The organism is Thalassotalea sp. G20_0, from assembly GCF_017744175.1.
GTDB lineage: Bacteria > Pseudomonadota > Gammaproteobacteria > Pseudomonadales > Endozoicomonadaceae > Endozoicomonas.
The window spans coordinates 1-16,244 of sequence record NZ_JAGHQV010000041.1 but is presented as its reverse complement, the minus strand read 5'-3'; the positions used below and the strand labels follow the sequence as shown (position 1 = coordinate 16,244).

Below are 16,244 nucleotides of genomic sequence, written 5' to 3'. Positions count from 1 at the left end.
TACGGGCGCTATTCTCGGTCAGCCTCCTAGCTATTCTCGGTCAGCCTCCTAGTGGGTAGGGAACGTGCTCCTGTAAACAGGTTGCCGTTTCCCCCCCCTCCGAACCGTGCGTGCAACTTTCACTGCACACGGCTCTCTATGCTGTTACGGGGACTGTACCTGTTGTCTGGCAGCTTGCCAGCATGCAGCAGGTCATGGCATTCAACACAGAGTACGAGAGTTTTGCGATTTCTCGCTATCATGAGTCTTTGCCATGTCTTTGTAGTCTCAAGTCCCTCTAATTTTCGTTGTGTTCTTCCGGAAAGCATATTCACTATCCATTACCGTCGAAAATTAAAGATCACACAACACTGCCTCCCTTCCCCCTTCTCCCTTTCGGCTTTCACTCGCATCACTGCTTGCTTATACCGTCCGGATAGGCCGGATTGTTTACCGACTGCCAGTACCATTACAGCCTGACATTGGGTACCACGGAGACTCTGTCGCCATACAGGTCAATGACCAGCTTAGGCGATCCCATGTTTCCAGTGCATAAGAGATGCTATGCCCTTAGGTTCCCTGTCCGTCATTTAACCTGCTTTGATCTCAGGTGGCCCGACCCTGCTGGTTGAGATTTGCATTCGCTGACCCCAGCGTCACAGAGGTCTCTCAAAGGTCGGCGCAACTCAATAGCAATCATGGGCTGCGGGTGCGGTGAAACGCCATGACCAGGGGTTAAACAGTATGGTCTTAACCATAGGCACATTACCTTGACCGGCATCGTTCGGATTGCTCCCCTTTGCTCAGCCTTTTCTGTAGATGCTATGTTCAGCACTCCTTTTCAGGATTTCAGCCTGTTACCAAGCGTACCTAACTACAGTAACGTGAGTTCGATGCAAGAAAAGACAAGGGAACCCCACTGGTTTAACGTAAGCGCCAAAATAACCCACGTCCTACCCTGCTCAGATTTGATTAAGGATCATAAAGCCTCTGATCAGGCTCCAATGACCAATCCAGAAACCACTAAAGAACAATGGCTGCAACGAATCGAAGCCTGGCATGACTCCGGGCTGAGCCAAAAGGCCTGGTGCCGACAAAATGGCGTCAGGCCATCACAGTTTGGTTATTGGAAAAAGAAACTGTGGACCATGAATCAACCTGTCATGCGCCCGTCGTCCACTTTGCCTGAGTCCGGGAAGAGCTGGACATCATTCCAGCCCGGTGCCCCCTTTACTCTTGGTCGCAAGAACTGGCTTTTTGCTGATACACCAAAAGGTGCCAGCGCCATCTTTTACAGCCTGATCGAAAGTGCAAAAGCCAATGGCCTGGAGCCTTTCGAATACCTGAACCACACTTTAAAAGAGCTGCCTTATGGGGGGTTGAGAAACTGGAGCAGCTTCTACCCTGGGCAGTGAAGGCATCTCAAGAATAAGCTGATCTGGTAGGGTTGGCTATTACGCTGGTTAAATTGGTGCTTACACAATAAAAATAACAGTCAGGCAAAACGGTTCATCCGATAATCCTTACAGCGTTGCAAAATCCGAAGCATGCCTGCCTTTTTCTTACTGGTCCATTCTTGAATTATCAACTTGTCGGTGTTTTATTTAATGGTCTAAGTTTCTTTGGATTATAAAAAAAATATTTCAATTGCATATAAAGGTTATATTGATATGAACACTGCAACAACCAAACAATCCGTTCCAGCAAGTCAAACCGTTATAACAAGTCAACCCGTTCCAACAAGCCAACACAATCTGCAAAAAGTAAGTGAAAGCCGTGTCAAAAAAGCCGGTAACTGCTCTGCCAATACCGGCGGTGGAGCATTTGTTGGCTGGTTGTGTGCAATGTATTGGGGCGCTAGCTATCCTGCACCCATACTTACCGGGGCACTTGTCGGCTGCTTAGCTACCAGTGGCTCCGAAACAATAACAAAAATTTATAACAGAGTCATAACTTCAAAAACCCCGGCCGAGCAAGCACCTGAAACTGTTTGAACATTTGTCATGGGTTATTGCACCGGTTGACCGGTATGGAGTTCCAGGCCGCCTGACACCGGCAGGTTAACGCCATTGCAGGAGCGGGAGGCATCGGAGGCGAGGAAGTACATGGCCTCCGCCACCTCTTGCGGGGTGCAGATGCGTCCCAGGGGGGTAGCCTGGTTAAACTGATCGACGAGATTGGTCGGGTTGGCCAGAAACATCGGCGTTGCACAGGCAGAAGGACAGACATTATTCACCCGGATATTGTACTTGCCATAATCCAGGGCCATAGCCCTGGTCAGGTTGACCACCGCTCCTTTTGCCGCATTATAAGCGGCCATGTTGTAGTCACCGTTCAGTCCGGACACCGAAGCGGTATTGACGATAGTACCACCGCCGTTGGCAATCATGGATGGGACAAAGTATTTGCTGGTCAGGAAAATTGATTTCACATCCACAGCGAACAGCGTGTCCCAGTCCTCCTCGGAGGTATTGTGCAATTCACCACCGCGCCAGATGCCCGCATTATTGATAATACTGTCGATGCCACCGAGGGAGGCCATGGTCTGCTCATGCAGCGCCTTGACGGATGCGCTGTCTGAAACATCACAAGGATGAAAATGAATATTCTGTAAACCTTCCTCCAGAAGCTCAGCACAACGGGCACGACCTTCGGTGTCGTTCAAGTCCGCCATCATGACGATCCAGCCACGGTCGGCAAACAGGTGGGAGGCGCTTAATCCCATACCAGACGCTGCACCGGTAATCAGTACTCGCTTCATAGTTTGGCAGCCGCATCAATAACTTTGTGTGAATGGATCTGAGCTAGGAGGCTGTCCGAGAATAGACTGCCCTACTGCGGTGGCAGCAAATTGGTCTAAAAATTCCGTTTTGTTCGGTAAATAGCCCCGCTATTCACCTCACAAAACGGAATTTTTATCCTCAATTTTCTGCCATCCTCGCTACGGGCGCTATTCTCGGACAGCCTCCTAGTGTCACCTTGAATACAGAAAAAACTTTTACAGCTCATTAGATTTTTTGACGCACGCGTCTAGTATGGTTCTACCTACAACAAATTGGCTGATGTTATGGATCCAGCAGCGTTCTCTAGAAAAACACCTGACATGTTGTCTAATGTAGTTAGCTCATCCGGAACTGTTGACACTCGTACTGCCAGTGCACCAGAAGTCAGAAATACGGCAGTTTATGGCAGGTTTTCCATAGCACGAACTACTGCCGTGCAGCCAGTCCATTGCGTGGATAGTGTAATACCTATGGTGTCACAGTTAAGGGAGCTTTCCCCTCCTTACATGTTTGGTTGCGGAGTTTCAAGTGTCGATCATATACCAAGGAATTTGTCCCTGTATACTCATTATGCCATGGCCCCGGCGCTTGACCATTATTACCTGGGAGAGCAGGCAGGATTTGATATGAGTTCTGTTTACCGTCCCCGGCCACCTTATCGGACTGCTACTTCCACCCAGGTAGTGGCTATGGGTGGAGAGCCTGGTCCGTCAGTTTCTGTTGATACGATAAAGAGCAAAGCTGATACGTTAATGAGCAAAGCTGATACGATAAAGAGCAAAGCTGATACAATAAAGAGCAAAGCTGATACGAGCGAGATGGATGCCCAGCCAGTAGAACCTGAGTTTCATCCACGTAGTAGATTGCGGACCACCTTTCAGGATTGGCAACTTCAGAGACTTAATACTGCTTTTCAACGCAACAAGTATTTAACCACGTTTCAAAAGGCTACATTGGCTTTGAAGTTGGGTGTAAAAGAATCACAGATACAAACATGGTTTCAGAATAAAAGATCGGCCATCAAAAAGCAGGCCTCTTCGGTCATAAAAAGCTCTCGATCTGGCAGGGCATCGAAAGCAGTTGCTTCCCAGGCCCTTTCGACGAAGCAGCCAGTGTCTTCAGTATCACGGCAGGAAGTTAGTGCTCAGCATAGATATGCATTATTTCGCGAGAGTAAAGTAATCAGCACGGCTATGGCTCAATCACCAGATGAAGCGTTGCAGATAATATCAGCGAATCTCAAAGATACTCCTCAGGCACAATCTTCCCTTTCAGTTGCTGACTATAGTCAATCCGGTTGTCCCGGGCCCGGACTTCCTGCAACTACTCCAGGGATTGAATTAACTGATGCTGATGATGAGTCAGATTCTTCCACCTCAACTGAAACATGAGCTGGCAACTAAACGTCAACAGGCTTTACAGAATAACTTCTACCTGTTGACTGGATTTTTTGATTCTTGTGTCTATTACCTATAACTAACTGGCTGATTTCATGGACCCTGCATTGCTTTCCCCCGACCAATCTTGCACACCGTTGTCTGGCGCAGTTGGCGCATCTAAAAATGCTCACCCTCGTTCAGCCTCTGGAACAAAACCTGAAAATGTGACTTTCTGCGGCAGGTTTGCTGCAGCCCATCCGGATACTGAGCCAGTTTATTCCGGGCACGAACCAGTTTGTTCTGCGGATGGGTTATTACCCTGGACGTCACAGGCAAGGGACTTTTTTCTGCCGGATAGATTTGGCATGGAGGTTGCCAGTATTGGTAATGTGTCAAGGAATATTCCCCTGTTTGACCAGCCTGCCATGGCATCAGCTCTTCCCCCTTATCACAATAGGCATCAGGGACTGGCTGGGCCTGGTATGAGTTCTGGGCCCGGGCCTTCTGACCGGGCGGTTATTTCCACCAGAACAGAGGATGATCTGGCAGGAAGTTGCCAATCAGCTCCTTCAGGGGAGATAACAAGCCAAGCTGATACGAGTGAATCACATCCCCAGCAGGCAAGCACGGCACTTGCAGCACCCAGAAAACGATTATATGTGCCTGAATGGAAAGCTAAACAACTTGATAAGGTATTTCAACGCAGGGCTTATGTCACAATCCAGGAACGAGCTTTTCTGGCTGCAGAGCTGGGTATGAAAGAAGAGGAGGTTCGAGTATGGTTTCAAAATAAAAGAACGAGTATTAAAAGGCGATGTTTGTCGGATAGTATAAAAAACAGCGCTCAAAATATGATGTCGTCAAGAGCGGTTTCACGGGTCTTGGGGGATCAACAGCAAAGTGTTTCATTGCCCTGGCATGGGATTGGTGAGAATCAGGAATATAAATTAATTTGTGAGAGGTCTGTAATCACCAGTACTGTGGCTAGATCACCAGTTGCAGCGCTGCAAGAGATGTTAGTAGACATCGAAAGAAATCCCACGGTACGATTTTCCCGTTCAGTCGCTAATTACTGCCAATCCAGACTTTCTCAACCTGAACCCTCTGCAACGAGTTCAAATACTGCTCCGGGGGAATGAATAAGGTTGGTAATAAGCCATCTGTCGGCTTATCCATGACTGGCGACTGCAAAGGGAGCACCTGATTGCTGATAGCCATCTGACCTTTCTCACTGAATCAAGGTAAGATAGCACTATCTTCATTTTTCACAATCTTCACAATGGCATCAGGGCAAAAAGGATTTCTTTTAAGTCGGCAGAGTTCAGACCGGCGTAATCAGACGGAAATGGTCTTCTGGGTAGTGACCGATGGGCAACCGGTATGCCTGGTGATAGATAACGAGCTGGCCGTCTTTTTTCTGCCAACGTCTGCTTTTCAGCAGGCTGAAGCGTTACTGCTCCATGCTCAGATAACCTTTACCTTCCGGCATCTGGAGCTGAAGACATTTCATCATCAGCCAGTCACCGCACTCTATTTCAAGACCATTGACAGCAGCCAGCGAGCCCGGCGGTTACTCAGTGCTGAATCTCTGCCCATCTATGAAGCGGATATCCGCCTGCATGACCGTTACCTGATGGAGCGCTTCACCTATGGGCCTCTGGAGTATACGGGGGAGCCGATTCAGCGACAGGGATTTCTGGAATATCGCCATGCCCGTATCCGCCCCACCCGGTATTTGCCGTCATTTCGGGTGGTGTCTCTGGATGTTGAGTGTTCTGCCAGAGGTGAGCTTTACTCCATCGGTCTTTATGGGGAGAACATATCGACCGTCCTGATGATTGGAGAACCTCTTGCAGATCAAGCGCCTGCGACGGATAAATCACCATCAACAAATAGAGAACGCCTGACTGATGATGAACTCACTATTCAATGGGTAGCTGACGAACGGGCGTTGCTGGAATCTCTGGAAGCGCAGATAGCACAGTATGATCCGGATCTGTTTATTGGCTGGAATGTGATTAACTTCGATTTCCGGCTGTTATTGAAGCGTGCGACCCTGCACAGAATGTCATTAAAATTGGGCCGGGGTCGTCAGTCTGCCAGTTGGCGGGAGCGCAACAGTGACGCTGGCGAAGGTTATGTTTCCATACCCGGACGCATGGTGATTGACGGTATTGATGCATTAAAATCGGCCACCTGGCACTTTGAGAGTTTCAGTCTTGAATTCGTTGCCCGGGAGCTGTTAGGCAAGGGCAAGGCCATTAACAATGTGAGTAACCGGATAAACGAAATTACTCACGATTTCCATCACAATAAGCAGAAACTGGCGCAATACAATCTGGAAGACTGTCGTCTGGTAACGGAGATCTTTGCCAAAACCCGATTGCTGGACTTTCTCCGGCTGCGCAGTGAACTTACCGGGCTGGAGCTGGACCGAATCGGTGGCTCCGTGCAGGCCTTTACCAATCTCTATCTGCCGAAACTGCATCGTGCGGGCTATATTGCGCCGAATCTGCCCGAGGGTGGCGGGCTGGCGTCACCGGGTGGCTACGTGATGGACTCCGTGCCGGGGTTATACAGTAATGTGCTGGTGCTGGATTTTAAAAGCCTGTACCCCTCGATTATCCGAACGTTCAAGATTGACCCCCTGGGGCTGGTGGAAGGGTTGCAGGATCCTGACAACGCCATTCCCGGTTTTAAAGGGGCATTGTTTTCCAGGGAACGGCATTTTCTGCCCGGGATTATTACTCAGCTCTGGCAGCAGCGAGATCAGGCCAAGGCAGAACACGACAGTGTCCGTTCTCAGGCGATCAAAATACTGATGAACTCCTTCTACGGTGTTCTGGGCTCTGGTGGCTGTCGCTTTTACGACACCCGGCTGGCCAGCTCCATCACTATGCGTGGCCATGAGATCATGCAGCAGACCTCCCGGTGGGTTGCCGGGCAGGGGCATCAGGTGATCTACGGTGATACGGACTCCATCTTTGTGCTGTTGGAAGGGACGTTTTCAGCGAATGAGGCGGACGCGGTTGGCCAGAGTCTTGCCAAAGACATTAATAAGCGGTGGCAAACCCTGTTGATGGCATCCTACGGGTTAGACTCCTGTCTTGAGATGGAATATGAAACCCACTATCGACGATTTTTGATGCCGACCATTCGAGGCTCTGAAACGGGCAGTAAGAAACGTTATGCTGGTTTGAAAGTGACCAAAGACAAGGAAGAACTGATCTGCAAGGGGCTTGAGACGGTTCGCTCAGACTGGACACCAATGGCCCGTGAGTTTCAGGCTGAGTTGCTCAGGTTGGTTTTTGCCGATAGCAACCCTTCCGCCTACCTGTTGGCAACCGTTGAAGCCGTTCGAAATGGCAACAAAGATGATCAGCTGGTGTATAAAAAAAGGTTACGTCGGCGTTTAAATGACTATGTGAAAAACGTTCCGCCTCAAGTTCGTGCTGCGCGTATGGCCGATGATCATAACCGGGCAGCAGGTAAGCCTCTGCAGTATCAGAACAGAGGTACCGTTCAGTACCTTATGACGATTAATGGCCCTGAACCTGTTGAATACAGGAACAGTGCGATTGATTACGATCACTATATTGATAAACAGTTGAAGCCTATTGCTGATGGTATCCTGCCGTTTGTTGATATGGATTTTGACAACATCATCACGTCACAGACCAGTCTGTTTTAAAGTGCCAGTTTGAGCTTTCACCGGTAGGTGTCTATGTTCTGGGGTGTCCATTTTATTTCCCCGGGGTGTTGGTTTCATGCCCAATCTTGCTGATTTCCTGTTCCGGAGCGCTGCTGTTTATCCCGATAAAACCGCCATTGTTGCGGGTGAACGGCGTATCAGTTATCAGGTATTAAAAGATACGGCAGCCACTATTGGTCAGGGGTTGCAGCAAACAGGTATCCGGCCCGGTGACCGGGTGGCGGTCAGTTGCCCGAATATTCCCCAATTCATGATGGTTTATTACGGCATTCTCAGTGCCGGTGCGGTTGTGGTGCCGTTGAATATTCTGCTGAAGCCAAAAGAGATCGCCTATCATCTTACCGACAGTCAGGCTGTCGCCTATCTGTGTTTTCAAGGTTCGGATGAACTGCCATTGGGGCAGTTTGGACTTGAAGCCTGTCAACGGGTGAACAGCTGTGAACACTTTTTTGTCATTACCGCAGACCTCAGCCAGGATGAGTGGCGAGGTGAGTCCACGCTATCCGCATTGCTATCCAGCGGCTCAATGGCCGACCCGCAGGAGAGGGCCCCGGAAGATACTGCCGCCATTCTCTACACGTCCGGCACCACCGGACAGCCAAAAGGTGCTGAGCTCACTCACTATAACCTGTCGATGAATGCACTTATCTGCTCGGCCTTATTGATGACCGGTGTGAATGATAGTCATCTGGTGGTTTTGCCGTTGTTCCATAGTTTTGCCCAGACGGCCCATATGCTCCATGCCGTGGCATCAGCATCCACCATGGTGTTGATGGTTCGTTTCGAGGCATTGACAACCCTGAAGCTGCTGGCGCAGGAGCAGATCAGCTATTTCGCTGGTGTACCCACCATGTATATTGCCCTGAATGGTGCGCAGGCGGAGCTGTCTGCCGGTGAACGACAGGCCATTACCGATAAGCTGCGGTTGTGTGTCAGTGGTGGTGGCCCTATGCCTGTGGATGTTTTGCAGACATTTGAGGGCAATTTCAACGTCACCCTTCTTGAAGGTTATGGTCTCTCGGAGACGTCGCCGGTCGTCTGTTTTAATACTCTGGATCAGGCGCGCATTCCCGGCTCCATTGGACGACCGATTCCCGGTGTGGCACTAAAAGTGGTTGACGATGAGGGAAACCCTCTGCCCTTTGGTCAGGACGGTGAGCTGGTCATTCGCGGCCACAACGTGATGAAAGGGTACTTTAACAAGCCGGAACAGACGGCCGCGGTGTTGCAAGATGGCTGGTTCCGAACCGGCGATATTGCCCGCCGTGATGAAGCCGGTAACTACTACATAGTAGACCGGAAGAAAGATCTGATTATACGTGGCGGTTTTAATGTTTACCCCCGTGAGGTTGAGGAGGTGTTGCTGGCTCATCCCGATATTATGCAGGCGGCGGTTATCGGGGTACCTGATGATTATTACGTTGAAGAGATTATGGCGTGTCTGATCCTGCACGAAGGTTGTGAGCTGTCGCCGGAATTAGTGAAAACCTGGGCACGGCAACATCTGGGGGACTACAAATACCCGCGCTATGTACGACTTTTTCAGGAATTCCCACTCAGTGCCACGGGTAAAGTATTAAAGAGAGCGTTGCGAGAGCAGGTTAAGGGAGAGCACTTAGGGTAGACATTAAGCGTCTACTCCCCTCTTCGGGTAGTTAAAGATGGAACCACGAAGGGCACAAAGAGCACAAAGAAGAGATTTTCTTTTCCTTCGTGCTCTTTGTGTCCTTCGTGGTTCCATTCAAAAGCCATTGAAAATGGAGGGGTAAGCTTAATGTCCTCCCTAAGAGGGAGAGCATAAAGGGCAGTAGTCTTCGTTTTATTGACGGTTTTTTATGGCAATGGGCCGGTTTGTCTTATTAACCTTTCGCTATTTAGTAGTTGCTGATTTAAATACCGGGGTAGGACTGACGGGCAATTTCTGTGAAAATAGCCGGTTTTTCATCACAGCATCCAAGAATCCATGGCCACACCGAAAACCGCACCGGACCTTTTCTCCTATCCCAAGTACTGGGCTGAATGCTATGGCACATCGCCCTGGTTGCCCATGTCCCGTAAAGAGATGGATGCGCTTGGCTGGGATTCCTGCGACATTATTATTGTGACCGGCGACGCCTATGTGGACCACCCCAGCTTTGGTATGGCGGTGATTGGCCGTTTCCTGGAATCCCAGGGTTTTCGGGTGGGGATTATTGCTCAGCCGCACTGGAGTAACCCGGAAGATTTCCAACGGCTGGGCAAGCCGAACCTGTTCTTTGGTGTGACTGGCGGCAACATGGACTCGATGATCAACCGCTACACCGCCGACCTGAAAGTGCGTAATGACGATGCCTATACACCGAACGCGGAGCCGGGCAAGCGACCGGACCGGTCGGTGATCGTCTATAGCCAGCGCTGTAAGGAAGCATACAGTGATGTTCCGGTGGTGCTTGGTGGTATTGAAGCCAGTTTGCGTCGTATTGCCCAGTATGATTACTGGAGTGATGAAGTGCGTCGTTCCGTATTGATCGATGCCACCGCTGATATTCTGCTTTATGGTAATGCTGAGCGGGCCCTGGCCGAAGTGGCGGATCGATTAGCGAAAGGCATGACCATTCGGGAGATTGATGATATCCGGGGAACCGTGGTGATCAAACCGGCGGTGCCTTCCGGCTGGACCGAGATTGATTCATCACGGATTGACTGGCCCCGGGATATTCAGTCCCTGGAAGAAGCTTATGGCCTCAGTCCTTATGCTGAGGTAGAAGAGACGGTTTGTAATAGCAAAACCGGCAGCCAGCCTGAATCAGCGGGTGATAATGACGTGCAGCCGGTGCGCATAATCCCCATGCCTCTGCATCGCAATCAGCCGCTGGACCCGGCATCCACCTGCATACGGTTGCCATCCTTTGACAAGGTGCGCAAAGACCCGGTGCTTTATGCCCATGCTTCCCGGGTACTGCACCAGGAATCCAACCCTCATAATGCCCGGGTGCTGGTACAGAAGCATGGCAACCGTGAACTCTGGGTGAACCCGCCACCCATCCCCCTGGCAACCCCTGAGATTGACGGTGTGTTTGGCCTGTTTTACCAGCGTCGTCCACACCCGTCTTATGGTAATGCCAATATCCCGGCCTACGAGATGATCAAAACCTCGGTCAATATCATGCGTGGCTGTTTTGGCGGGTGTTCTTTCTGCTCCATTACTGAGCATGAAGGCCGTATTATCCAGAGTCGCTCCCATGAATCGGTGATTGCCGAACTGGAAGATATTCGGGAAAAAGTACCGGGCTTTACCGGGCAGATATCCGACCTGGGTGGTCCAACCGCCAATATGTACTATCTCAATTGCAAGGATGACAAGATACAGGCCAGTTGTCGTCGACTTTCCTGTGTCTTTCCGGGGATTTGTAAAAACCTGAAAACCTCCCATAAGAAGACCACAGAGCTTTATCGGAAAGCCCGTGCCCTGCCGGGTATCAGGAAAATTGCCATTGCCTCCGGCCTGCGCTATGACCTGGCGGTGGAAGACCCGGAATATGTGGAAGAGCTGGTGACGCACCATGTGGGTGGCTATTTAAAGATTGCCCCGGAACATACGGAAAAAGGTACCCTCGATCTGATGATGAAGCCGGGGATGGGCACCTATGACGCCTTTAAAAAGATGTTTGAACACTTCTCCCAAAAGGCAGGTAAAAAGCAGTATCTGATTCCTTACTTTATTGCCGCTCACCCCGGCTGTGAAGATGAAGATATGCTGAACCTTTCGTTATGGCTGAAGAAAAACAAGTTCCGTGTGGATCAGGTGCAGACGTTTTATCCATCGCCCATGTCGCTGGCCACGGCCATGTATCATGCCCAAAAGAATCCGCTGAAGCGGGTCAGCTACAAAAGCCCCCGTTTGTATACGCCAAGAACCTTGGATCAGCGTCGTTTGCAAAAGGCCTTTCTCCGTTACCATGATGCGAAAAACTGGCCATTCCTGCGCCAGGCCCTGCGGGATATGAATCGTTCCGACCTGATTGGTTCCGGTAAGCATCAATTGATTCCGGACGAGGAAAACAAGGGGCAGAGAAGATCTGGCCAGCGGATACAATCGCCGGGTGATTTCCAGAAAGCCCGGGGCGGTCAGTGGGATAATCGCAATTCCAGAACATCAAAGAGTTCATCATCCCGGCAGAAAAAAGGTCGGGGCAGGTAAACTGAATGACCGTTTAAATATCTCCATGGCATTGAAACCGTGTAGGGTAGACATTAAAGAATTCATAGCAGAAAACCAGTTACTGTACTCCGCTTGCTTGAAATTATCACCGGGCGGTAGTGGCACTCCGTCAGATCTTTAAACTTCTCCTGATGATTTTCTGACTCTGAAAATCCTGCACATCGGTATGTGACCAACGTCGTATTTTCTGTGACTTTTTCAACATAGGCATAACGTCTTTAGCATTCTGAGCTATGTTGTTCACAGAGAATTTGAATCAGCAAATAAATATTGGTGTTTATCTCTTATTCGCTGATTTACACGACACAGGATGTTTTTGAGAAAAAGCGTTCGAAGTATTGATGAGGCAGTAATGTTGATACAGCCACCGACCGTGCCCAGAGGCGGCACTGCCAGCGACTCCCGACTTGCCACAATAGCGTCTATAGAGCCACAGGGACGATGGGGCAGTTTGGATGTATCCAGGGAGTCTGGGGTAGTACCGTTTTTAACGCGGGACGGAACCCAGGAAAACGACAACGATAAAATAAAAGACACACAAAAGAAATCATCGCAGCAGCATCGTAAACCGACAAGCACAGCGCCCGGGTCTGGTCATCTGGCGACGGCGGTGCTGGGGGCGCTGTCCGGTCTTGCTGCTGTGGGCCTGGCAGCATCGGCCACCCGTGACAGCGACCCGCCGATTCCGGTGGCGGATGCCGAAACCCTGGGCAATATTGGTCGTAACCAGAGCTATCCACTCAATGGCACTTACCGGCAAACTGTTCCGTGTATTGATGGTGGCCAATTGCAATCCATCGGTAGTGATGACGATCCGTTTACCGGCATCTTTCATGGCGAAAATGGTACCATCGGTAATCTCAGACATTGCCTGATAAAAACCCTGGCCGGTGCAGGCCGTGTCGATCGCCTGCGCTTGACTAATGCCAATATAACGTCCAAAGGCCCGGCGGCAGTGGTGGCCTGTGAAATTTCTGAAAATGCCACGATCAGTAATATCCGGGTTGAAAATGCTCATGTAAGTACTTCGGGCCCTAAAGCCCATGGGGGAGTTGTAGCAGGCATTGCCAAAGGAAAGGTTAACAACACCATGGCGGTGGATTGCACGGTTCTAACTTCAGGCGAGTCTGCCCATGCCGGTGTCGGTGCAGGAAAGGTCGATGGCGGAACCGTTGCTGACACCAGGGCAGTGAATTGCAGTGTTACAACTTCAGGCTGGCGTGCCAATGCCGGTGTCGGTGCAGGAAAGGTCAATGTCGGAACCGTTGCTGACACTAAGGTAGTGAACTGTAACATCACAACCGAAAATTATAGAGCAGACGCAGGTATCGGGGCAGGCCGCGTTATTGATGGCACTGTTGCTAACACGATAGCGGTTGACTGCTACGTTGAAACTGGGGGCGATGAGGCTTATGCCGCTATTGGAGCTGGACATTTGCGTAGAGGAATCGTTACCTACACCAAGGCACTGAACTCCACAGTCAAAACCTCCTATATATCTGGGAGCGCCGGTATTGGCTCAGGCATTGTTGAAAATGGAACTGTTGCCAACACGACAGCGGTTGACTGCCACGTTGAAACAGTGGGCCAGAGTGCAAATGCCGCTGTTGGAGCGGGATCTATTAAAGGTCGCAGCCTCGTTGAACGCACCACAGCGTTGAGCTGCACGGTCAAAACCAAAAATTATTTGGGACGTGCAGGCATCGGAGCTGCAATTGCCTATGATGGTGGCACCGTTGACAGGAGCACAGCGGTGAATTGCAATGTTACAACTACCGGTGATATTGCCAATGCAGCTATCGGCATAGGAGAGCTTGAAAAGAGTGCAACCGCTGCTAACACTCTGGCAGTGAACAGTAATGTCGCAACGAACGGCACTCGGGCATATGCTGGTATTGGGGCAGGGCGGGTTCATGAGAGTAACGGTAATACCGTTACCAATACCACGGCGGTTAATTGCAGGATCGAAGCCTTGGGTCTTGAGGCAAAGGCCCATATCGTAAGTGAGCATCACCAGGTTTGTAACACCTACCTTAACAATGAGCTATTTAAAAATCTCACCTGTCCACTGGATAATGAGTGTAAAGATGTCGCTCATCCGCTCTTGCTCCCGGATTGCCAAACCAACCACGAGTATCTTGACCAGTTAGGCATGTCGAGCAATTTCAGCAGTGATTTCTTCTCCGTCGAAACCCTGCCCATGGCATCCGCCATCCCCTTTTCCGACCTGCCTTGTCCTGCACCATTGACCACGGCAGTGGCAGCATCGGCCACCTGTTACAGCGAGCCGATTCCGGTGGCGGATGCCGAAACCCTGGGCAAGATTGGCCGTAACGAGAGCTATCCACGCAGTTGCACTTACCGGCAAACTGTTCCGTGTATTGATGGTAGCCAATTGCAATCCATCGGTAGTAATGACGTTCCGTTTACCGGCATCTTCCATGGCGAAAATGGTACCATCAGTAATCTCAGACATTGCCTGATAAAAAAACTGGCCGGTAAAGGCCGTGTCGATCGCCTGCGCTTTACTAATGCCAATATAACGTCCACAGACCCGGCCGCAGTGGTGGCCTGTAAAATTTCTGATAATGCCATGATCAGTAATATCCGGGTTGAAAATGCTCATGTAAGTACTTCGGGTTTTCGAGCCTATGGGGGGGTTGTTGCAGGCATTGCCGAAGAAAAGGGAAAGGTTGTCAACACCATGGCGGTGAATTGCACGGTTCGAACTTCAAACATGCTTGCCAATGCCGGTGTCGGTGCAGGATGGGTCGATGGCGGAACCGTTGCTAACACCACGGCCGTGAACTGTTTCATCACGACCGGCAATGATTATGGAAGTGCGGGTATCGGGGCAGGGTATGTTCATGATGGCACTGTTGCTAACACGACAGCGGTTGACTGCCAGGTTAAAACCGGAGGCGAAAAGGCTTATGCCGCTATTGGAGCGGGACATGTTTGGGCCGGAGGAATCGTTACCAACACCAGGGCACTGAGCTGCACGGTGGAAACTTCTGGTGATCGTGGCTTTGCGGGTATCGGCGGGGGATGGTTTGAAGGTGGCACCGTGACTGGCACCACAGCGGTGAACTGCAATGTTGCAGCAACCGGTAGCGAGGCCAGCGCGGGTATCGGGGGTGGGAAGGTTAAGAAGGGTACTACTGTTACTAATACCGTGGCAGAGAATTGTCACGTCAAAACATGGAAGGAAAATGCCGATGCGGGCATTGGCGCGGGAAATGTTGTTGATGGCACTGTTACCAACACGACGGCAGTGAGCTGCAATGTCAAAACCTTCAATTCTGGCAAATCTGTTATGGGGGCCAATGCCGGTATCGGAGCGGGATCTATTCAAGGTGTTGACAGCGTCGTTGAACACACCACAGCGTTGAAATGCACGGTCGAAACCAGAGATGACGATGGAGCGGCAGGCATCGGAGCCGGAACAGCCTTTGACGGTGGCACCGTGACTGGCACCACAGCGGTGAATTGCGAGGTTGAAACTTCTGGTGCTGAGGCCCATGCAGCTATCGGCACAGGATACGTTAGAAGGGGTGCAACCGCTGCCAACACCCTGGCAGTTAAAAGTAATGTCAAAACGAACGGCACTTGGGCATATGCTGGTATTGAGGCAGGGCATGTTCGTGAGTATAGGGGTGCTCGCGTTACCAATACCACGGCGGTTGATTGCAGGATTAAAGGCGTGGTTTTAGAGGAAAAGGTCCGTATCAAAGAAGGTCTTACCCGGGTTTGTGATACCTATCTTAACGATGATCTACGTAACAGTCCTGGTGTCTGTCCGCTGGAGGATGTGTGTAAACCTGTCGCTCATCCGCTCTCGCTCTTGCTCCGGGATTGCCAAACCAACCCCAAGTATCGCATGCCAAGCAATTTCAGCAATGATTTCTTCTCCGTCGAAACCCCGCCCATGGCATCCGACATAACCTTTTCCGACCTGCCTTGTCCTGCACCATTGATCACAGCGATGACACCGTCAACCACCATACCTGTTTCCGAAACAGCTTCTTCTGCGACACTGGCCACAGCGATGACACCGTCAACCACCATACCTGTTTCCGAAACAGCTTCTTCTGCGACACTGGCCACAGCGATGACACCGTCAACTACCATACCTGTTTCCGAAACAGCTTCTTCTGCGACACTGGCCACAGCGATGACACCGTCAACCA

At 50.6% G+C, this 16,244-nt stretch carries 9 protein-coding genes and 2 pseudogenes; 9 read left to right on the top strand and 2 right to left on the bottom strand.

Going from position 1 to position 16,244, the window contains the following annotated elements:
- Window positions 1-119 precede the first annotated feature (119 nt).
- Window positions 120-308, bottom strand: coding sequence for an HNH endonuclease (locus J7438_RS28435; RefSeq protein ID WP_353620167.1), 189 nt, complete (start codon window positions 306-308; stop codon window positions 120-122).
- Between the two features lie 495 nt (window positions 309-803).
- On the opposite strand from J7438_RS28435, the pseudogene tnpA reads away from it, so the two are divergent.
- From tnpA to J7438_RS19570, 3 genes and pseudogenes are all read left to right on the top strand, one after another.
- Window positions 804-1,136, top strand: a pseudogene (gene tnpA, locus J7438_RS28685) (IS66 family insertion sequence element accessory protein TnpA); the annotation flags it as partial.
- Between the two features lie 69 nt (window positions 1,137-1,205).
- A pseudogene (locus J7438_RS27895) lies at window positions 1,206-1,411 on the top strand (transposase domain-containing protein); the annotation flags it as partial.
- 190 nt (window positions 1,412-1,601) lie between these two features.
- Window positions 1,602-1,973 (top strand): hypothetical protein, encoded by a 372-nt coding sequence (locus tag J7438_RS19570; RefSeq protein WP_209277884.1) that lies wholly within the window; start codon window positions 1,602-1,604, stop codon window positions 1,971-1,973.
- 14 nt (window positions 1,974-1,987) lie between these two features.
- Here the strand turns inward: J7438_RS19570 and J7438_RS19565 are convergent, their stop codons facing one another.
- Window positions 1,988-2,740: an SDR family NAD(P)-dependent oxidoreductase gene (locus J7438_RS19565; protein WP_209277883.1), complete on the bottom strand. Its 753-nt coding sequence runs from the start codon at window positions 2,738-2,740 to the stop codon at window positions 1,988-1,990.
- 597 nt (window positions 2,741-3,337) lie between these two features.
- On the opposite strand from J7438_RS19565, the gene J7438_RS19560 reads away from it, so the two are divergent.
- From J7438_RS19560 to J7438_RS19535, 6 genes are all read left to right on the top strand, one after another.
- The gene (locus tag J7438_RS19560; RefSeq protein ID WP_209277882.1) at window positions 3,338-4,153 is read left to right on the top strand and encodes a homeobox domain-containing protein; all 816 of its coding nucleotides are present in this window, start codon (window positions 3,338-3,340) and stop codon (window positions 4,151-4,153) included.
- Window positions 4,154-4,254: 101 nt separating this feature from the next.
- Window positions 4,255-5,280, top strand: coding sequence for a homeobox domain-containing protein (locus J7438_RS28430; protein WP_353620166.1), 1,026 nt, complete (start codon window positions 4,255-4,257; stop codon window positions 5,278-5,280).
- Between the two features lie 140 nt (window positions 5,281-5,420).
- Entirely contained in the window at window positions 5,421-7,832 is a 2,412-nt protein-coding gene (locus J7438_RS19550; RefSeq protein WP_209277880.1) for a DNA polymerase II, read from the top strand.
- A gap of 76 nt (window positions 7,833-7,908) precedes the next feature.
- Window positions 7,909-9,477, top strand: coding sequence for a long-chain-fatty-acid--CoA ligase (locus tag J7438_RS19545; protein ID WP_209277879.1), 1,569 nt, complete (start codon window positions 7,909-7,911; stop codon window positions 9,475-9,477).
- Window positions 9,478-9,816: 339 nt separating this feature from the next.
- Window positions 9,817-12,033, top strand: coding sequence for a YgiQ family radical SAM protein (locus J7438_RS19540; RefSeq protein WP_209277878.1), 2,217 nt, complete (start codon window positions 9,817-9,819; stop codon window positions 12,031-12,033).
- 337 nt (window positions 12,034-12,370) lie between these two features.
- On the top strand, window positions 12,371-16,244 hold a 3,874-nt coding region (locus J7438_RS19535; protein WP_209277877.1), incomplete at its 3' end, for a M26 family metallopeptidase.